The sequence below is a fragment of the Micromonospora sp. NPDC051543 genome (assembly GCF_044454415.1).
Classification (GTDB): Bacteria; Actinomycetota; Actinomycetes; order Mycobacteriales; family Micromonosporaceae; genus Micromonospora.
In genome coordinates this window covers 68,151-87,234 of the sequence record NZ_JBITDT010000008.1, presented here as the reverse complement: position 1 = coordinate 87,234, position 19,084 = coordinate 68,151, and the positions used below count along the sequence as shown (strand labels likewise).

Annotated in this window: 16 protein-coding genes; 11 read left to right on the top strand and 5 right to left on the bottom strand. The window is 71.0% G+C overall.

The features are described 5' to 3' along the window. Window positions 1-160 precede the first annotated feature (160 nt). On the top strand, window positions 161-1,300 hold the full coding sequence (locus ACIA3K_RS16380) for a glycosyltransferase family 4 protein (RefSeq protein ID WP_396801866.1): 1,140 nt from the start codon (window positions 161-163) through the stop codon (window positions 1,298-1,300). Next, complete coding sequence (gene wecB, locus ACIA3K_RS16375; protein WP_396801865.1) at window positions 1,297-2,421, top strand: non-hydrolyzing UDP-N-acetylglucosamine 2-epimerase; 1,125 nt, start codon at window positions 1,297-1,299, stop codon at window positions 2,419-2,421. Before ACIA3K_RS16380 ends, wecB begins: the two co-directional genes overlap by 4 nt. Here wecB and ACIA3K_RS16370 read toward each other — a convergent pair. After that, the gene (locus ACIA3K_RS16370; RefSeq protein ID WP_396802142.1) at window positions 2,350-3,063 is read right to left on the bottom strand and encodes an acetyltransferase; all 714 of its coding nucleotides are present in this window, start codon (window positions 3,061-3,063) and stop codon (window positions 2,350-2,352) included. The two genes, wecB and ACIA3K_RS16370, sit on opposite strands and share 72 nt — an antisense overlap. 190 nt (window positions 3,064-3,253) lie before the next feature. Here ACIA3K_RS16370 and ACIA3K_RS16365 point away from each other — a divergent pair, with 190 nt between their 5' ends. Both ACIA3K_RS16365 and ACIA3K_RS16360 read left to right on the top strand, forming a co-directional pair. Continuing rightward, entirely contained in the window at window positions 3,254-4,474 is a 1,221-nt protein-coding gene (locus ACIA3K_RS16365) for a glycosyltransferase family 4 protein (RefSeq protein ID WP_396801864.1), read from the top strand. A 164-nt stretch (window positions 4,475-4,638) separates the two neighbouring features. Continuing rightward, window positions 4,639-5,157: an acyltransferase gene (locus ACIA3K_RS16360; protein ID WP_396801862.1), complete on the top strand. Its 519-nt coding sequence runs from the start codon at window positions 4,639-4,641 to the stop codon at window positions 5,155-5,157. 15 nt (window positions 5,158-5,172) lie between these two features. Here ACIA3K_RS16360 and ACIA3K_RS16355 read toward each other — a convergent pair whose 3' ends face one another. Further along, entirely contained in the window at window positions 5,173-7,200 is a 2,028-nt protein-coding gene (locus ACIA3K_RS16355; RefSeq protein ID WP_396801861.1) for a hypothetical protein, read from the bottom strand. Window positions 7,201-7,368: 168 nt separating this feature from the next. On the opposite strand from ACIA3K_RS16355, the gene ACIA3K_RS16350 reads away from it, so the two are divergent. The 4 genes from ACIA3K_RS16350 to ACIA3K_RS16335 are packed head-to-tail and all read left to right on the top strand — an operon-like array spanning window position 7,369 to window position 12,183. Further along, window positions 7,369-8,334 (top strand): NAD-dependent epimerase/dehydratase family protein, encoded by a 966-nt coding sequence (locus ACIA3K_RS16350; RefSeq protein ID WP_396801859.1) that lies wholly within the window; start codon window positions 7,369-7,371, stop codon window positions 8,332-8,334. Beyond that, window positions 8,331-9,749: a lipopolysaccharide biosynthesis protein gene (locus ACIA3K_RS16345; RefSeq protein WP_396801857.1), complete on the top strand. Its 1,419-nt coding sequence runs from the start codon at window positions 8,331-8,333 to the stop codon at window positions 9,747-9,749. Before ACIA3K_RS16350 ends, ACIA3K_RS16345 begins: the two co-directional genes overlap by 4 nt. Further along, on the top strand, window positions 9,746-10,933 hold the full coding sequence (locus ACIA3K_RS16340) for a glycosyltransferase (RefSeq protein ID WP_396801855.1): 1,188 nt from the start codon (window positions 9,746-9,748) through the stop codon (window positions 10,931-10,933). The genes ACIA3K_RS16345 and ACIA3K_RS16340 overlap by 4 nt, the downstream gene beginning before the upstream one ends. Continuing rightward, complete coding sequence (locus ACIA3K_RS16335; protein ID WP_396801854.1) at window positions 10,930-12,183, top strand: glycosyltransferase; 1,254 nt, start codon at window positions 10,930-10,932, stop codon at window positions 12,181-12,183. Before ACIA3K_RS16340 ends, ACIA3K_RS16335 begins: the two co-directional genes overlap by 4 nt. Before the next feature lie 69 nt (window positions 12,184-12,252). On the opposite strand, the gene ACIA3K_RS16330 is transcribed toward ACIA3K_RS16335, so the two are convergent. Genes ACIA3K_RS16330 through ACIA3K_RS16320 form a run of 3 tightly spaced genes read right to left on the bottom strand, consistent with a single transcriptional unit; the run spans window position 12,253 to window position 15,807 of the window. Next, window positions 12,253-13,719, bottom strand: a complete 1,467-nt coding sequence (locus tag ACIA3K_RS16330; protein ID WP_396801853.1) for an O-antigen ligase family protein — start codon at window positions 13,717-13,719, stop codon at window positions 12,253-12,255. A gap of 58 nt (window positions 13,720-13,777) precedes the next feature. Further along, window positions 13,778-14,770 carry a dTDP-4-dehydrorhamnose reductase family protein gene (locus tag ACIA3K_RS16325; protein WP_396801852.1) on the bottom strand — a complete coding sequence of 331 codons (993 nt, stop codon included), beginning with the start codon at window positions 14,768-14,770 and terminating at the stop codon, window positions 13,778-13,780. Next, window positions 14,767-15,807, bottom strand: coding sequence for a polysaccharide biosynthesis protein (locus ACIA3K_RS16320; protein ID WP_396801851.1), 1,041 nt, complete (start codon window positions 15,805-15,807; stop codon window positions 14,767-14,769). The genes ACIA3K_RS16325 and ACIA3K_RS16320 overlap by 4 nt, the downstream gene beginning before the upstream one ends. Window positions 15,808-16,123: 316 nt before the next feature. Between ACIA3K_RS16320 and ACIA3K_RS16315 the strand changes: the two genes are divergently transcribed. From ACIA3K_RS16315 to ACIA3K_RS16305, 3 genes are read left to right on the top strand one after another with little or no spacing between them, the layout of a single operon-like run. Continuing rightward, a complete protein-coding gene (locus tag ACIA3K_RS16315; protein ID WP_396802141.1) occupies window positions 16,124-16,813 on the top strand; it encodes a sugar transferase in 690 nt (229 codons plus the stop codon). Beyond that, window positions 16,810-17,736 (top strand): NAD-dependent epimerase/dehydratase family protein, encoded by a 927-nt coding sequence (locus ACIA3K_RS16310; RefSeq protein WP_396801850.1) that lies wholly within the window; start codon window positions 16,810-16,812, stop codon window positions 17,734-17,736. Before ACIA3K_RS16315 ends, ACIA3K_RS16310 begins: the two co-directional genes overlap by 4 nt. A gap of 5 nt (window positions 17,737-17,741) precedes the next feature. Beyond that, the gene (locus ACIA3K_RS16305; protein WP_396801849.1) at window positions 17,742-18,983 is read left to right on the top strand and encodes a glycosyltransferase family 4 protein; all 1,242 of its coding nucleotides are present in this window, start codon (window positions 17,742-17,744) and stop codon (window positions 18,981-18,983) included. Window positions 18,984-19,084 lie beyond the last annotated feature (101 nt).

Here is a 19,084-nt window from a genome sequence, read left to right as displayed (position 1 = left end):
GCACGAGCGAGGAGTGCGGATGGTCGGCGACCCCACCCCCGCGGCGGACGCCCGGGAACGCTTTGCATCGGCCAACGCAAACAAATTCCACGTCCTTGTCACCGCCGGTTATTTCGCTCCCGGATGGCGGGCCGGAGGGCCGGTCCGGTCCATTGGTGAAGTGCTCGCTCTGGCCAGCGACGACATCGAGACGTCGATGTTGACCCGCGACCGTGATCTGGGATGCCGCGACCCCTATCCGGGGCTCTCCGGGCGCTGGGCCCGGGTCGGCCGGACGAACGTCTTCTACCTCGGTGTGCGTCGGCCGGAGCAGTGGCGGTCGCTCTGGCGCTCGCTGCGCGCCGACCGCTTCGACCTGCTGTACGTCAACAGCGTCTGGTCGACCTTCTCCATCCTGCCCATGGCCGCGGCCCGGCTCGGGCTGCTGCGGGCGGGCCGCATCCTGGTCGCCCCCCGAGGTGAGTTCGGAGCGGCCGCGCTCCGGGTGCACCGATTCCGTAAGCGGATCTTCCTGGCTGCCTGGCGGTGGATGCTGCTCGACCGTCGGGTGCTGTGGCACGCCACCACGCCGGTCGAGGCCAACGACATCCAGCGGGTGCTGCCCCGGGCGCGGATCGGTGTCGTCGCGGTCAGTCGTGGCCCCGAGCCGCAGACGGAGCCGGTCGAGATGATCTCGACCCACCACGCGCGGCTGGTCTTCATCGGGCGGATCTCGCCCATGAAGAACCTCGACCTGGTGCTTGCCGCGCTCGCCTTCGTGCCGGTGCCGGTGCGGCTGGACATCTACGGCCCGGTGGAGGACCCGGCGTACTGGCGACGGTGCAGGGAGCGCCTGGCCGAGCTGCCCGACTCGGTCGCCGTCAGCTACCGGGGCGAGCTGCCGCCCGAGCAGGTCCGTCCGACCTTCTCCCGCTACGACGCCTTCGTCATGCCGACCCGCGGGGAGAACTACGGCAACGCCATCGCCGAGAGCCTCTCCGCATGCTGTCCGGTGGTCTGCTCCGACCGGACACCGTGGACGGGCGTGCTGCGCGACGGCGGCGGACTGGTCCTGACCGAGCTGACCCCGGTCGCGCTGGGGGCCCTCGTCACGCAGGTGGCGACCGCCACCCCGGAGCAACGCCACGCGGCCCGGATCGAGGCGGGCGCCGCCTATCGCCGGTGGCGGGCGAGCAGGGCGCCGATAAGCGTTCTCGACCAGGCCCGACGAGTGATCCACGAACCGGCGCATCGGGAGCCGTGTCCACTGCCCGCCCAGCGGGCCGAATCCGTCCAACTGCCACCAGGAGGCGTCAAGTGACCCGCGTGATGACCGTCGTCGGGACCAGACCGGAGATCATCCGGCTGGCCCGGGTGATCGACGCGCTCGACCGGACCGTGGACCACACCCTGGTGCACACCGGACAGAACTGGGATCCCTCGCTCTCCGACGTCTTCTTCAGCGAACTGGGGGTCCGCGCCCCGGACCTCTTCCTGCGGGCCGACACCAGGTCTCTCGGCAGCCTCCTGGGTGCCGTCCTGGTCGGTACGGAGAAAGCGATCACCGAGCTGCGCCCGGACGCCCTGCTGGTGCTCGGCGACACCAACAGCGCGATCTCGGCGTTGATGGCCCGGCGGATGAACGTGCCGGTGTACCACATGGAGGCCGGCAACCGCTGCTTCGACCTGAACGTGCCGGAGGAGACCAACCGGTGCATGGTCGACCACATCGCCGACTTCAACCTGGTCTACTCGGAGCACGCCCGGCGCAACCTGCTCGCCGAAGGGCTGCACCCGCGTCGCATCCTGCACACCGGCTCACCCATGCGTGAGGTGCTCGACCACTACCGGCGGCAGATCGAGGGGTCCACCGTGCTGGACCAACTCGAACTGAAACCGGGCGGCTACTTCGTCGTCAGCGCGCACCGGCAGGAGAACGTCGACCACCCGCAACGGCTCCACCGACTGCTGGAATGCCTGCGGGCGGTCCGCGACGAGTGGCGGCTGCCGTTGCTGGTCTCCACCCATCCGCGTACCCGTAAACGGCTGGAGGCGCTCGCCGGCGACGGCCTGCACCTCGACGGTGTGGCGTTCCACGAGCCGTTCGGCTTCTTCGACTACGTGACCCTGCAACGCAACGCCCGATGCGCTCTCTCGGACAGTGGCACCGTCAGCGAGGAGGCCGCGATTCTCGGATTCCCGGCGGTGACCCTGCGCGAGTCCATCGAACGGCCGGAGGCGCTGGACAGCGGGGCGATCGTGATGACCGGCCTCGATCCGGACGGGGTCGTCGAGGCCATCCGTGTGGTGGTGGCGCAGGCGGCCGAGGGCTCGGTCGCCTGCCCGCTCGACTACCAGGTCCCCGATACGTCACGCCGGGTCGTCGACTTCATCCTGTCGACCGTGCGCCGCCATCACGACTGGGCGGGCATCCGCCGCTGACCGCTCCACCGGGCGGGCCGGCACACCCGTCACGACGACGCCCGGCGGTACGTCGCGGGTCACGCAGGCGCCGGCGCCCACGGTGGCATCCCGGCCGACGGTCAGCTTCGGCAGGATCGCGGCAGTCGTACCCACCAGCACGCCGTCCTCCAGCCGGCAGTACCCGGAAACCGCGGCGAGCGGATTGACCGAGACGTAGTCACCGAGCACCGTGTCGTGCCCGACCGTGCAGTTCTGGTTGAGGTGCACGTGCCGCCCCACCAGCACGTTCGTGGTGACCCGGGCGCCACCGGCGGCGAACAGCCCCTGCTGGTGGACGCAGTCGGGGCCGATCTCCGCGGCCGGATGCACCACCGTGGCCGCCGGCAGGCCGTACCGGGAGATGGTCTGGTCGGTCTCGCGGCGCAGCCGGGGGTGCCCGACGCCGAGCACCACGTGGGTGCTGGCCGGTTGGGCGGCCAGCCAACGGGTCGGGCCGAGGAAGGCGACGCCGAGGCGGTGTACCGACTCGACGTTTCTCTCGGTGGGGTAGTCGTCGACGAAGCCCAGTACCCGCCAGGATGCCGGAGCGCCCGAAAAGGTGTTCAATAGGCGAATTACCCCATATACCTCTCGGCCCATCCCGCCGGTGCCTACGATCACTACGTCGGTCGTCAACCGCGGCTCTCCCTCGGCTAAGGAGAACGCTTGCCGCTCTCCGTCATCTGAACCGGTTACCGGTGCCGATGGTGACGGGTGAGCGGCGGCGCCCTGGCCGGTCCTCGCGCGTTCCAGGTGGGCGAACACGTGCCCGCACCGACGCCGGAACAGGATTTCGGAAGGTGAGCCCAAGGTGAACGAGCTGGCAATGACGCGTCCGCCCGACAGCACCGGAACGCCGAGCGGCACGGCGCGATCCACGACCACGACGCGGTACCGGGTGCTCGCCACCGCCCGCGTGTTCGAGCCGGGCTTTCGTGGCGGCGGGCCGATCCGCTCGCTGCGGTTCATCCTCGACACCCTGCCGGACGACCTCGACGTCACCCTGGTCACCGGCGACCGGGACCTCTGCTCGTCCACACCGTACCCGGGCCTGTCCGGGCGGTTGGTACGCCGCGACGACCGCTGCGCCATCTTCTATCTCGGCGCGTTCGCGCTGCGGCACTGGGTACGACTGGCGCGGCACGTCAGGTCCCGCCCACTCGACCTGATCTACGTCAACAGCCTCTGGTCGCTCTTCTCCGTGCTGCCGATCCTGGCGGTGGCGCTGCGACTGGTGCGGGTCCGCTCGGTCATGCTGGCCCCGCGCGGCGAACTCTCGCCCGGCGCGCTCGCCATCAAGGCCCGCAAGAAGCGGCTCTTCCTCGCGGTCTGGGCCCCGCTGCTGCGCCGGCTCGACGTGCGGTGGCAGGCCTGCAGCCGGCTGGAGGAGGACCAGATCCGTGCGAACATGCCATGGGCGCAGATCATGGTGAACGGCAACGAGTGCCCCATCCCGGAACAGCCGGCACCCCGAGCCGTCGCGCACGACGGGCCGTTGCGGCTGGTCTTCGTCGGCCGGATCTCCCCGATGAAGAACCTGACCAGGGCGTTGGAGGCGGTCGCCGGCGCCACGCGCCCGCTGGAGTTCGACATCTACGGTCCGCGGGAGGACGAGCAGTACTGGGCGTGCTGCCGACGACTCATCGACGCGATGCCCGACCATGTGCGGGTCCGCTACCTCGGGGAACTGGCGGCGGACGAGGTGATGGCGGCCTTCAGCCGCTACGACGCGTTCCTCTTTCCGACACTTGGCGAGAATTACGGGCACGTCATCCTGGAGAGCCTCGCGTCCGGCTGCCCGGTGGTCTGCTCCGACGCGACGCCGTTCAGCGACCTGATCGCGACCGGCGGGGGAGCGGTGGTCCGGCCGGCGTCGGCGGCGGGCCTGAGCGAGACCCTCGACCGGCTCGCCGACCGGTCCGCCGGGGAGCGCGCCGAGGCCAAGGAGGCCGCGGGTCGGCGCTACCGACTCTGGCGACAACAGCTCCAGGAACCCAACGTGCTGGACCACGCCCGACAGTTCTGCGGCTGATCCGGCTGGCCGCGCCCCTGCGGCTGATCCGGCTGGCCGCGACCGCGTCACCCGGGCTGGAACTGGTTCGTTGCAGTGACGGGTCCGCGTGGGCGGGTCCGCCGTCCGCCACGCCGGTCGGCTCCGATGAGCGAGGACAGCAGGTGCCCAGTCGCCTTCGCACGATGGTCCGACGAGTCTCGGACCACCTGGCCGCCACCCGGAATCCCGAGGCCTTCGCGCGGTCCCTGGGGGTGAAGCTGAACGGACGGGTCAGGTTCTATGGGATCAGCCGGGCGATGTTCGGCTCGGAGCCATGGCTGATCACCATCGGCGACAACGTCTACATCACCTCCGAGGTGCAGTTCGTCACCCACGACGGCGGCACGCTGATCCTGCGCAAGGACCACCCCGACCTGGACTGGACCGCCCCGATCACGATCGGCGACGACGTGTACATCGGTATGCGGTCGATGATCCTGGCCGGTGTCACCATCGGAAACCGGTGCGTCATCGGGGCAGGCTCGATCGTCACGCGCGACATCCCCGACAACACGGTGGCGGCCGGTGTCCCGGCGCGCCCACTGCGGACCACCGACGAGTACCTCGAACGGTTGCAGGCCAAGTCGCTGGGCATCGGGCACCTCCCCGTCCCGGAGAAGCACGAGGCGATGAAGAAGATCTACGGGGTGACCACGGTCTGAGCCCCGCCGGCCCGCTCAGGCACGCCGGCACGCGACCCGCGGTGGCGGCAGTTGGTGCACCCCGGCGATGGTGATGGCCCCCAGCGCGCCGGTCGTCCCGGTCACCTCGTAACCGAACCGGTCGCCGGTCATCGCCGCCGAACTGGTGCCGAGATTCAGGCCGGTGGCGACACCGGTGCTGCTGGCGCGCAACGTGGGCGGTGTGACGCCGCTGGTCTGCCACACGTGCCCGTACCAGTGCCAGCCGGCGGGCAGGACCACGGGGACACTCAGCACCGACTCCTGGACCCCGGCGGACGTGACGGCGACGCTGCCGAAGTCGGCGATCGGGCCGAGGAGGGTCGGACGACCGGTGGCCGGATCGTGGGCGTACACGCCGTGTCGCAGCACCCCCGAGCCCGCGACGGTCACCTCGACGCACACCCGGTCGACCGGGGTGGGCTCCGCCAGGTACACCGGATGCAGCAGGAGCGACTGATAGGTGCCGGCGTAGGTGACGTCCTGGGTCGGGCCGGCGAGGGCCAGGAAGTAGCTGCCGCGCGGGCAGGTCGTTCCGGGCAGCGGCCCCACCTGCGCCGGGCCGGCCTCCGCGCGCCACATGCCGTACCCGGTGGGCACTGGCATGGTGTACGAGATGCCGGCCACCGCGACCCGGTCCGGCACGGTGAGATTCGTCGGCCCGGCCGGTACCAGCAAACGTTGGAACAGCTGCGGTGCCGCCATCTGGGCTTGGGTGACCGGCTCGACCCGTTCGATCATCACGAAGTCGTTGGCGGAGTCCGACACGACGATCTCGGTGGCCGCCGCGGGCGGCGCCAGGTAGCGCCGATAGGCGGTACCGGTCACGGACTCGCCCGCCTCCAGGATGCGACCCCACACCAACTGCGGATAGTTCTTCTTCAGGCTGGAACTGATGAACCAACTCTTGGCCGTGGTGTGCCGGGACCGGATCTCCGGTACGCCGTCGGCGACGGGCAGCAGACCGACGGCGATGCCCCACTGCTGGACCTGGCCGCTGTCGACCACCCACTGGGTCATGCTGCTCGCCGGCATGAGCCGGTTCGTGAGGGCCGACGGGGTGATGTCAGTGAGGGCGGGCAACGTGTCGAGGTTCGCCCACACCGACCAGCTCAGACCGCCGGCCGTGCCCACGTTCGGCATGAACTGCCGGCGGGTGCCGCCGGCAACCGGAGTCAACGGATGGCACTGGGTCACCCCGGCGTTCAGGGCGAAGCGTTCCAACGCGGCCACCGTCTGCCCGACCAGCAGACCCCCCTGCGACCAGCGGTAGACGTTCGAGATGCGGCACAGCGACGGGATCCGCGACATGATCGTGGCGATGGGTGTGCCGACGTTCGCCCGTGCGGTGTCGATCATCCCCTGGTAGGACGGGATCAGGTAGGACTCGCGGATGGTCAGCTCCTGCCCCGTGAACCGGCCGTCCGGCACCGGTCGTCCGTCGAGTTCGACGGTCACCGTGTGGGAGTGGGTGGCCGGGCGGATCTGCACGTCGGGCGTCAGACCCGTGATCGGCACGGTCGCCGTGTGGGTTGCCCCCGAGAGGTGGGTGAGCGGCGCGCCCGGCTTGACCCGGGCGCCCTGCGCGATGCCGTCGACGATCGTGTACGGGTTGCCGAACAGCAGGCTGTCCGCGTTGGTGATGGCGAGCAGGGTGAAGGTGCGGGTCCCGTCGGTCCACTGCGAGCCCACGTCGACCGTCGTCTTGCCGTGGTTGGTGACGACGATCTGGTTGCCGACGTTGTAGCCGTGGTTGCCGCCGACGTACGACCAGCTGGTGTTGATCGGGCAGTTGTCGTCGGAGGTGTCGTGGATCTTCGTCCCGACGGCGGACATCACCGGCCACACCTGGGCGTCGGTCGCGGTCGAGGGCACCAGGGTGACCTGGGGCAGGCCCGAGTGCCACATGCCGACCATCGCCTCGGCGTACGCCAGGTTGGCCGGCATCACCAGGTCCCTCGTGCTGTCGAAGCGGGATCTGACGGACATCAGGGCGTTGGACCGGTAGACGATCAACTCGGACATGGTCGGCACCTCCGCCGCGAACGCATGACGATGAACCTCACTGTGCGCCGTGGAAATGGGGGTGACCATTTTCGGTCAGCACCCGGACAGGGTGAATTTTCCGCCGTCGCCGTCACGCGGCCCGTGTTCACTCGATGAACAGGTGATTTGCCGTAAACGGGGGATTTCATGCGCATTCTGATCACCGGCGGAGCCGGTTTCATCGGGTCCAATCTGGCCCGCGCCGCGATGGTCGAGCCCAGCATCGACGGGGTGACCGTCCTCGACGACCTCTCGGTCGGGCTGCGGACCAACCTCGACGGTCTGGACGTCGAGCTGATCGAGGGCTCGATCCTGGATGCGGCGGCCCTGGACGCCGCGATGACGGGCCGCGACGCGGTGGTCCACCTGGCCGCGTTGCCCAGCGTTCCCCGGTCGCTGAGTGACCCGCTGGCCTCCCACCACGCGAACGCCACCGGCACCCTCATGGTGGTGGAGGCGGCCCGACGACACCGGGTCGCGCACGTCGTCGTCGCCTCCTCCTCGTCGGTGTACGGCATGAACCCGGCCCTGCCCAAGACCGAGCTGACCTGGACCCGCCCGATGAGCCCGTACGCGGCCAGCAAGCTCGCCACCGAGGCGTACGCCCTGGCCCACCAGGCGTCGTTCGGGCTGCCGACGGTGGCTTTCCGCTTCTTCAACGTGTTCGGCCCGGGGCAGCGACACGACCACGCGTACGCGGCCGTCATTCCCCGCTTCGTGCACGCCGCTCTACGCGACGAACCCGCGGTGCTGCACGGCGACGGGACGCAGTCGCGTGACTTCACGTACGTCGGTACGGTCTGCGACGTCATCCTGGACGCGGTCCGCCGCCGGGTTCACCACCCTCACCCGGTGAACCTCGCGTTTGGCGCGCGGGCCAGCCTGCTGCAGGTCCTCGACGAGCTCGAGTGGCTGTGCGGCCGACCGATCGTCCGCGAGTACGCGCCGCCACGCACCGGCGATGTCGCGCACTCCCTCGCCGACAACGCCGCGCTGCGGCACCTCTTTCCGAGCGTCGCGCCTGTCGCCCGTAGGGAGGGCCTGCGGGCGACGGTCGAGTGGATGGCCGGTCGGTTGGACGCCGAGCGCGCCGTAGCCGCCGCGCCTCGGTGACCCGGGCAGCGAGTCGGGCCGTACCGGAGCCGCTGGCCCGGGTGCCGGTGGCCGCGCCGCCGACCGGAATCACGCTCGCGCCCGGCGAGCGGCCCTCGGCGGCGTCGAAGGATCGGGATCGCTCCGTCACGGTGGGCATCGCCGCAGCGATGGTGGCCAAGGGCATCGGCCTGGCCGCCCCGCTGGTCATCACCCCGGCCTGCTTCCGGTTCCTCGGTGACCAACGGTACGGCCTCTGGATGGCGGTCACCGCCCTCACCGGGATGGCCTGGTTCGCCGATCTGGGACTGGGCAACGGGCTGCTCACCCGGCTCAGTCACCTGGCCGACGACCCGAAGCAACAGGCCCGGGAGGTCTCCAGCGCGTTCGCCACCCTCGGTGTGGTCGCGCTCGCGCTGCTCACGGGTCTCGTGCTCGTCGTACCCGTGGTGTCCTGGGCCGGGCTGTTCAACGTCACCGACCCCGGTGTCGCCGCGGAGGCGCCCTCCCTGGTCCTGCTCTGCTTCGGCGCCTTCGCGGTCAACATTCCGCTCTCGCTGGTCCAGCGGGTCCAGTACGCCCGTGGCCAGGTGGTGCAGAGCAACATCTGGCAGTCGGCCGGCGCGCTGTCGGGCATGGCGGCCGTGCTCGGCGCCATCGCCGCCGGGTGGCGACCACTGGCGGTCATCGCCTGCGCGGTGCTGGCCGTGCCGGTGACCAACCTGCTCAACTGCGTGACGTACTTCTGGTTGCAGGATCGCGGACGGCGGCCGGGCCCGAAGCTCGTGCACCGGGCCACCGCGGTCGGCCTGCTCCGGCTGGGTCTGCGGTTCTTCGCGCTCACCACGATGTCGGCGATCGCGCTGAACGTGGACAGCCCGCTCGTCGCGAACGTCCTCGGGGCCACCACGGCGGCGCACTACGCGGTGGTGGGGAAGCTGTTCGGCGTCCTCTCGATCTTCGTCGGGCTGGTCGGTATGACGGTCTGGCCGGTCAACGGCGCGGCTCTGGCGCGGGGCGAGGTGGCCTGGGTGCGTCGCAACACGCGCCGCATGGTGCTGCTCTACGGGGGGATCGTGGGGGCGGTCGGGGTCGTGCTGGTCGGCTACGGCCACCGGCTGATCGACCTGTGGGTGGGCGGCATCGACCGCACCGAGATCCCCGTCGCGGTCCTGGTCGGACTGGCGAGCTGGTCCCTCCTGATCGCGGTCACCTCACCGCTGATCCTGGTGCAGAACAGCATCGGGTTGCTCCGGCCGCAGTTCGTCGGCTGGGCCGCGTTCCTGCTGTTGGCGACGGCGCTCAAGGTCTGGGCGCTGCGGCGGTTCGGGCTCGCCGGCCTGCCGGTGGCGGCCTGTGTCGCGTACGTGCTCACCATGTGGCCGGCCGTGTTCGTGGGATACCGGCGGGCGGTCACCAGGGGAGCGTCGACGTGACCGGGGAGTGCCGGGTGCTGCGGGTCGTCGGCGAGCTGAACTTCGGCGGCACCGAGATGCGTACCGCCGAACTGCTGCCCCGTCTCTGGGCCGCCGGCGTCCAGGTGCACCTCGCGACGCTCAGCGACCACATCGGGCCCGGCCCGCTGGCCGGGGTTGTCAGCCGGCACGGCGGCACGGTCACCCCGATCCCGCTCGACCTCCGCTTCGCCGCCCGCTTCCTCGGACTGCTGCGGCGGGTACGCCCCGATGTGGTGCACGTCGACTGCGCCAACTTCTCCGGGGTGCTTCTCGCGCTCGCCGCCCTCCGCGGGGTGCCCGTCCGCGTCGCCCACTTCCGGGGCGACGACAACCAGCACCGCGATCTGCGCCGGCGTGTCTACCGCTGGGTCTTCAGACGGCTGCTGCGGGTCTTCGCCACCGACATCCTCGGCGTCTCGCCCAGCTCGCTCGCCGTCGCCTACGACCCGCGCTGGCCGGACGATCCCCGCTGCCGGGTGGTGCTCAACGGACTTGACCTCGACCGGCTGCGCCGCCCCAGTCAGGACGACCTACGCGAGTTGATCGGCGCGCGCCCGGCCGATCTGGTCTGCGTCAGCGTCGGCCGGGCATCGCCGGAGAAGCGGCGCTGGCTCCTGCCGCCGATCCTCGCCGAGTTGCAGACACGGGGAGTGCGGGCCCACGCGGTCCTCGTCGGGCCGGGCGACGACGTCGACGACGAGCGCGTCCGGGCGGCGGCGGCCGCCGCCGGTCTCGCCGAGCGGGTACACCTGTTGGGCCCGCGCGACGACGTGGGCGGGCTGTTGAGCCAGGCCGACGTGGTCGTCCACCCGTCCTGCCTGGAAGGGATGCCCGGGGGCGTGCTGGAGCCGGTCGCCCTGGGCATCGGCACGGTGGCCGCCGACCTGCCGGGAGTGCGCTTCATCAACGAGCATCTGCCCGGCGTGACCATCGTCGACACCGAGGCCGCGCCGAGGCAGTGGGCGAACGCGGTGTGCGCCGCGGCGACGTACACCGAGCAGACCTCGGCCTCGACGGCGGCGGAACGGTTCGCGCGCAGCGTCTTCGCCATCGACACGGCGGTCACCACCCACCTGGCGATCTACCGCCGGTGGGTGTCGAGCCGCCCGCACCGCCCGGCGCGGCCCCAGCCGCCCGCCTTCTCGACACGGGGAGAGAGATGAACGATCAGACAACGGTGCTCGGCCGGCAACCGCGACCGGCGCCGGGGTCGACCGCTCGGGCCGCCCGGCCGCGTCCACTGCTGGTGGGCGCGTACGCGTTCCCGTACGGGGACGCCACCTCGAACCGGCTGCTGCAACTCGCCCGTTGCGCCGCGCCCGAGGGTGCGCGCACGCTCGTCGTCAATGACTGGCCCTGCGAGGTGGCCTTTCCGGCCGGGCAGCTCGGCGCGGCCGGCATCGACCTGGTCACCCTGCGGACCCGGGGTCGGCACCACCTCACCCGCGCGTCGGCCCGGCTGGCCCGGCCGCTGCGGGTCCTGCGGGCCGTCCGCCGGGCCCGCGTGGATCGTGGTGACGTGAGCGTCGTGCTGTTGCCGATGGCCCTGCTGACCCTCGGCAACTGGGCGACCCTGCGCCTCGTGCTGCGCTGCCCGGTGGTGGTGGACGCCAGCGAGCGCCACGACCGACGGCAGTTCCGCCGCGGGTGGCTCACCCCGTACTTCGTCCGGCACCGCTGGTCGACGTTCCTGGCGACCCGGCTCGTGGATCGGGCCACGGCGGTCTCCACCACGCTGGCCGACTACCTGACGGGCCACGGCCTGGAGGTGCTGGTGGTGCCGCCGCAGGTGGACTGCGACGAGTTCCGGGCGCCGCAACCACCCCCGATCAGCGCGGGCCTGCGCCTGCTCTACGCCGGCACACCCGGGCGCAAGGACATGCTCGACGTGATCCTGCGGGGGCTCAGCCGGCTCAACCCGGAGCAGCAGCGGCGGGTCAGCCTCACGATCGCCGGGGTGAGCGCGCGGGACGCCGCCGCCCACTCCGACCTGGACATGACGGTGCTGGACGCCGTCTCGGCCGACGTGCGGTTCCTCGGCCGCGTTCCGCGCGAGACGGTGCTGACCCTCCTGTCGGAGTCGCACTTCTCGATGCTGGTCCGCCCCACCGGCGGGTACGCGGCAAACGGGTTTCCGTCCAAGGTGCCGGAGAGCCTCGCCGCCGGGTGCCCGGTGCTGCTCAACCACACGAGTGACCTGGCCGCCTACGTCCACGACGGCATCGAGGGTCTGGTGCTCGACGGCAACGGCCCGGACGACGTCCGGGCGGCCATCGAGCGGGCGTTGCGGCTGCGCGACGAGGAGTGGACGGCGATGAGCGGCGCTGCCCGTTCGCGGGCCCGGGAGTCGTTCGACCACCGTGCCTGGCGGGACCGGGTCAGCGCCTTCGTGACGGCGGGCCGGGGCGACTGAGGCGACGCCCGCCGGCCGAACGCACCGCCCGAGTATCCCGGAGTGCCCATCGGCGCTGCCGGCAGGCACTCAGCGCAGCAGGACGGTGGGTCGGCGCGGCGTGGCGTCGTCGAACATGCTGGCCCGCTGCCGGCGCGCCTCCGCGTGGGGCGGGTTGGCGTGAGCGGCCTCCCGGCCGGCGGGTGCCCGGTCCTTCGGCAGGTGCAGCAGCGCGGCGGCGACCACGGTCCAGAACACGTACGGATAGGTCTGGCCCGTGCCGAACATGGCCGACTCGGTGACCTGGATCAGCAGGCCGGTGACGACGAGCCAGACCAACCCCGCGTCGGCCCGCCGCACCGGGGCCCGCACCGCGACCCGCCCGGCGGCCACCAGCAGCACCACCAGCGGTGGCACCGCGACGAGCCCCAATTCCAGCAGTAGCTGGAGGTAGCTGTTGTGCACCACGCTGACGCCGGCGGTCCCGAAGAACTCGTCGGCGCTGGCCAGCTCGAACAGGTGATTCCGCGACGCGTACCCGAAGCCCAGCGTGGGGCGGTTCTGCCACCACAGGTCGATGGTCGTCTGCCACATCTGGGTCCGCCCGTTGGACAGGTCGCCGCCGGTGGGGTCGGTGAAGCGCATGACGAACTGGCGCATCCAGGGTGCGGCGAAGATGGTGGGCAGCAGGTTGAGCAGGTATGCCACCAGCAGCAGGGCGGTCGCCCCGGCGGCCACCCGGACCACCCGGCCGAGCCCGTGGCGCACCACGAGCCAGAGCGCGCCGACGAGCACGGCGATCAGCGCGGTACGCGACTGGGACAACAGGAGGCTGACGGCGGCCGGCGCCATGCCGAGGAGCGTGACGGGCCGCCGGGACTGCCGGTGGACGGCCCAGCCCAGCGGGATCGTCAGGGCACAGACGATGCCGAGCATGTTGGGGTTGTTGTAGAGGCCCTGGAACCGCGTGACGCTGGAGGTCGCCGCGACGAGCGTGCCGTCGACGAACCCGATGCCGAGGCTGACCACGATGGACGCGGTGAGGACCAGGTAGACCACGCGCAGGTCGGCCATCATGACCGCACGATCGGGCCATCGACGCCGAACGAGTACGTGCACCAGGGCGGCCAGGAGCAGCAGCGCGACGCCTCGCTGGAGGGTCTCCATCGGAACCACCGACCAGGCGAAGCTCACCGTGGCGAGACCGGCCATCGCCCAGAGCGCTCCGACGAACACGCTGGTCCAGGCATCGCTGCGGGCCGTCGTCCGGACCGGGAGGCAGAGGCCCCAGAGGACCAGGCCGCTGACCGCCGCGTACCGAGGGTAGAAGCTGGCCTCGACGAGCGCCGGCACGTTGGACGAGGCGCACACCAGCAGCCCGACGGTCAGGGTCAGCATCCACCGCCATCCGTCGACCCGCCGGCTGAAGGCGAGCAGCAGCACCAGCGCGACCAACCCGGTCGCGACAAGCGGGGCGGTGATGGCGGCGATGGTGGTGATCACCACCAGACACGTCGCGACGACGAGTAGGCCCAGTTGGCCCATCCGGTTTCCCACGTGATGTCCTTTGAAGTCCGGCCGCCGGCGTCGCCCGCGGTCGTTGGGGGGACCGCCCTCAGCGAGGCAGGTCCTGTAGGCCCGGTTGGGCCGTTTCGTCAGCCCAGCGGGCCCTGGCGGCGTGCATCGCCCGGATCATGTCCGGCCAGTGCGGCGGCCGGTATCCGGTGGCCTTGGCGAGGGCGTCCGCGTTCATCGACCGGTCGCAGGTGAACTCGTCGTCCGGGACGATGTCACCGGGCCACCCGTACACCTCGGCGATCAGGCGGAGCAGGTCGTACTTGGAGATCGGTTCGGCGGCGACGTGGTAGAGCCCGGCCAGCTCCGTCCGGGGCAGGATCACCGTCCGGAGCAGTCGGGCGAACTCGACGGTCGTCACGCCGCTGTAGATGGCCCTCGTGAAACCGCGTACCTGGCCTTGCTGGGAGAGGAACCAGTCCACGAGTGAGCGGTTCGTGACCAGCTCGTGCCCGATGATCGAGGTGCGGAGGGTGAGCGCGGCGACCCCGCGCGCCTCACCCAGCAGCTTCGACCGCCCGTACAGGTCTGGTGGGTCCGGCAGGTCGTCCTCGACGTAGCCGCCCCGCCGGCCGGAGAAGACACAGTCGGTGCTGACGTGGATCAGGCGACTGCCGAGATGCCCGCAGGCCTCGGCGAGCAGATGGGGAAAGAGCGCGTTGAGGGTGACCGTCTGCACCGCGTCCTGCACGTCCGGCCGTTGCTTGATCACCCCCACGCAGTTGACGACGACGTCCGGCCGCAGGTCGTCGACGATCTGCCGGACCTCGTCGAAGCGGGTCGCGTCGACGGCCGGGGTGATCCGGTCGAGCAGGCGCGGCGGGTACCACCCGGCGCGGTCCTCGATGCTCCGGGCGACGCCGTGGACGTCGAGGTCCGCATCGTCGCTCAGCTCCCGCAGGACAGCGTGGCCGAGCATGCCGGTCACGCCGACGACGAGGACCCGTCGCGTCGGGCGCGGCTCGTCCTCGCCGAGGCCGCTGCGTCGGCGGGGGACGAACTCCGGTCGCCGGCCGCCGGTGCCGGTGTTCATGCCGTTACGACCGCCGCCGCGGCCTCGACCTGCGCCCGTACCTCGGGCAGCGTCAGCAGCAGCGCCTCGATCTCCGGTACGGACAGCCGCCGGGCGTTGTGCGAGTGGAAGTCGGCCATGTTGCCGCTCTCGACGTCACCCTCCTCGAAGTAGAGGGAGTAGTTGAGGTCCCGACTGTCCACCGGCACCCGAAGGAACTCGCCGAGATCCTCGACGTGGGCGAGTTCCTCGCGGCTGGCCAGCGTCTCGTACAGCTTCTCCCCGTGCCGGATGCCGAGCACGTTGAACTTCGCCGGGACGCGGAACAGGTTGCACAGCGCGGTGGCCAGATCGCCGATCGTGCACGCGTCGGCCTTGCGGATGAAGACGTCGCCTGGCTGGCCGTACCGGAAGGCGTGCTCCACCAGGTCGACCGACTGCGGCAGGGACATCAGGAACCGGGTCATCGACGGCTCGGTGACCGTCGGCAGGCCGCCGCGCAGGATCTGGTCGATGAACAGCGGGATCACCGATCCGCGTGAGTACATGACGTTGCCGTAGCGCACGCAGCAGACCCGGGTACGCGCCTGGGGATTGTTGCGGGAGTGCGCCTGCGCGACCTTCTCCATGAGCGCCTTGGTCATGCCCATCGCGTTTACCGGATAGACGGCCTTGTCGGTGCTCAACAGCACCAGCGCCTCGACGCCGACGCGCTCGCAGGCGTCCACCACGTTCGCGCTGCCGAGCACATTGGTGCGGACGGCCTCCAGTGGGAAGAACTCGCACGAGGGGACCTGCTTCAGGGCCGCGGCGTGAAAGACGAACTCCATTCCCCGCGCGGCCTTGAGCACACTGTCGTAGTCGCGGACGTCGCCGACGTAGTAGCGGACCCGATCGTCGCCGAGGCGGTGCCGCATCGCGTCCTGCTTCGACTCGTCCCGGCTGAGTACGCGCACCTCGGCGGCCCCGGCGTCGAGCAGTCGGGAGACCATCGTCTGGCCGAAGGATCCGGTGCCACCGGTGATCAGGAATCGCCGGTCCGAAAGCGAGGAAACCACATCTTCTCCTGCCTGTTTCCCGGGGGGCCATCCTCGGGAATCGGATTCTCGTCGAACGCGACCCTACGCGCGGAAAAGTGGCACCGTGACCTCTTCCGCTAAACGGAATTGGAGTCGCGTTCGACCTTCCGTGGTGGCCGTCGGCAAATATGCGAACAAGGTTCGGCGTTGCCAAAATATCCGTTCGGCCCCGCGTTGTCGACGCGCCGAAGTCGTTAGCGCTAAAGACGGAGTTGGCCTTCCGGAAAGGTGGTATGCGTACTCCATGCCAAAAGTTGCTCTCCACGCGGCGCACCCGACCCCCGGTGCCTCCGACCTGACGACCGGTCGGGAAACACTTCGGGAAGGCACTGCGACACGGCGACCCTATGATCGTTGGAAGCGGCTTCTCGACGTCCTCGGCGCTCTTCTCGTTCTGGTTCTCGGCGCTCCCGTGCTGGCGGTGGTGGGCCTGGTCGTGCTGGTGACACACGGGCGGCCGGTGCTGTTCCGGCACACCCGCCCGGGGCTGCACGGTGAGCTGTTCGAGGTGGTCAAGTTCCGGACCATGCGTCACCCCGACCCGGATCGAGGGCTGGTGAGCGACGCGGATCGTCTGACCCGGGTGGGCCGCTGGTTGCGGGCCAGCAGCCTCGACGAGCTGCCGGAGTTCTGGAACGTGCTGCGGGGCGAGATGAGCGTGGTCGGTCCCCGCCCGCACCTCGTGCGCTACCTCAGCCTCTACAACCAGGAACAGGCCCGACGGCACGACGTGCGACCGGGTATCACCGGGCTGGCCCAGGTGCGGGGCCGCAACGCGCTGGACTGGGACGCGAAGTTCACCTACGACGTCGAGTACGTCGACCGCCGCTCCTTCCTGCTGGACCTGCGGATCGTCCTGGCCACGATCTGGGTGGTGCTCGGTCGCCAGGGCATCTCCGCGCCGGGCGCGGCCACCTGGCACGAGTTCACCGGTAACCCACCCGCGCAGCCGAGCGTCGACCACGACTCCGCCCACCGGCGATGAACCGGGTCCTGCTCCTGGGGTCCGGTGGATTCCTCGGCCGGCACATCCGGACGGCGCTGGCCGCCCACGCCACCGTCCGGTCGATCACCCGCGCCGAATGTGACCTGGTCCGGGTCGAGCTGCGCGAGCTGACCGCGCTCATCGCCCGGGAGCGACCGGACACGGTGGTGACGGCGGCCGGACGGATCGTCGGCTCCGGGCACGACTTTGTGCAGGCGCACGTGGTGGCGACCGCGAAGCTGATCGAAGCGGTGGCCGCCGCCGCCCCCGGAGCCCGCCTGATCCGCATCGGCTCGGCCGCCGAGTACGGCACCGTGCCGCACGGCCTCGCCGTCAGTGAGGAGTACCAGGGCACACCCATCAGCGAGTACGGGCTCAGCCACCTGGCCGCCACGCGGTTGGCGGAGCTGGCCGGCGGGGCGGGCCGACTCGACACGATGGTGTTGCGCATCTTCAACCCGGTCGGGCCCGGGATGCCGGCGGGCAACGTGCTCACTCGGGTGACCGCGATGGTGAGGTCGGCGGTCGCCACCGGGTCGGAGGACATCGCCGTGGGCCTGCACGACACGTACCGGGACTTCGTCGACGTCCGGGACGTCGCCTCGGCGGTCCTCGCCGCGGCGAACTGCCGCCCGGGGCCCGCCCGGGTCTTCAACGTGGGCAGCGGTAGGGCGGTGGCGACGCGCGACGTCGTCCGGTTGCTGGCGGAGGTGTCCGGCTTCACCGGCGACATCCGGGACGGCAGCTTCGCGCCGGACGCCGATCGCTCAGCCGCCGTGCCGTGGATGTGCGCCGACATCGAGCGCGCGAACCGGGTGCTCGGGTGGGCGCCCGCACACGACCTCGAGGATTCGCTGGCGACACTGTGGCAGGCCGACGGCGACCAGCCCGCCCGTCCGGTCGCCGGCTCGGCAGCGAGGTGAAGCCCATGCGGATCGGCATGCTCAGCCAGTGGTTCGACCCGGAGCCGGGCGCGGCCGCGCTCCCCGGGATGCTCGCTCGGGCTCTCGTCCGCCGAGGACACGAGGTCCAGGTCCTCACCGGGTTCCCCAACTATCCGACCGGCGAGTTGGCGCCCGGCTACCGGGTGACCCGTCGGCTCGACGAGGTCGACGGGACGACCCGGATCCGCCGGGTGGCCCTCTATCCCAGCCATGACCGCTCCGCGCTGCGCCGGCTGGCGAACTACGGCTCCTTCGCCGCCTCGGCGCTGGTGTCCGGCACGTCGGCGCTGCGCGGCGTGGACGCCCTCTGGGTCGGCAACTCGCCGATCAGCGTCGCCCTGCCGATGTGGTTCACCCGGTACGTCCAGCGGGTGCCGGTGCTGCTGCACGTGCTGGACCTGTGGCCCGACAGCGCGGTGGCCAGCGGCTTCATCGGCCCCGACCGGGTGTCCCGGATGATCGAGCGGGGGATGACCAGCTGGTGCGGTGGGATGTACCGCAGCGCCGGCCGGGTCGCCTACGTCTCGCCCAGCGCCGCCGACCTGCTCGCCAGCCGAGGCGTACCCCGGGAGAAGCTCGTCCACATTCCGGTGTGGGCCGACGAGACGCCGCAGACGGGCGTCGCGGACCTGCGCGCCGAGTTCGGGCTCCGCGAGGACCAGGTGGTGCTGGTGTACGCCGGCACGCTCGGTGAGGCGCAGGGGCTCGACTCGCTCATCGACGCCTGCGCCCGGATCAACGATCCGCGACTGGTCTGCCTGATCGCCGGCTCCGGCACCACCGAGGAGCGGCTGCGCCGTCGGGCCGAAGAGCTGAACGCGACACACGTGCGGTTCCTCGGGCGGCTGCCCCGCGAGCGGATGCCCGCGTTGATGGCCACCGGCGACGCGCACTACGTGAGCCTGCGACCCGGCGGCATGTCGGCGTACACGATGCCCAGCAAGGTGCAGGCCACCCTCGCTGCCGGGCGGGCCCTGCTGGTCGCCGCGGAGGGGGACGCCGCCGCCGTCGCGCACGAGAGCGGCGCGGGCATCACCGCCCGACCCGGTGACCCCGACTCGATCGCCGACGCTCTACGGGAACTCTGCGGCCTGGGCCGGGAGAAGCTCGAGCTGCTCGGTCATGCCGGCCGGGCGCACTACGACCGGGTCTTCTCCGTCGCCGCCGGAGCCGAGCGGGTCGAGCAGGCGTTGTGCGAGGCGGTGGAGAGCCACCGACGGCGCTGACCCGCTGCAGTACGTTTCCAAGTGGGCAGCTCGTCCAGACTGGTGGCGCCCGGCCACCGCCCGAGCGGGGTGAGTCCATCGCGGTCTCCGACCAGGCCGAG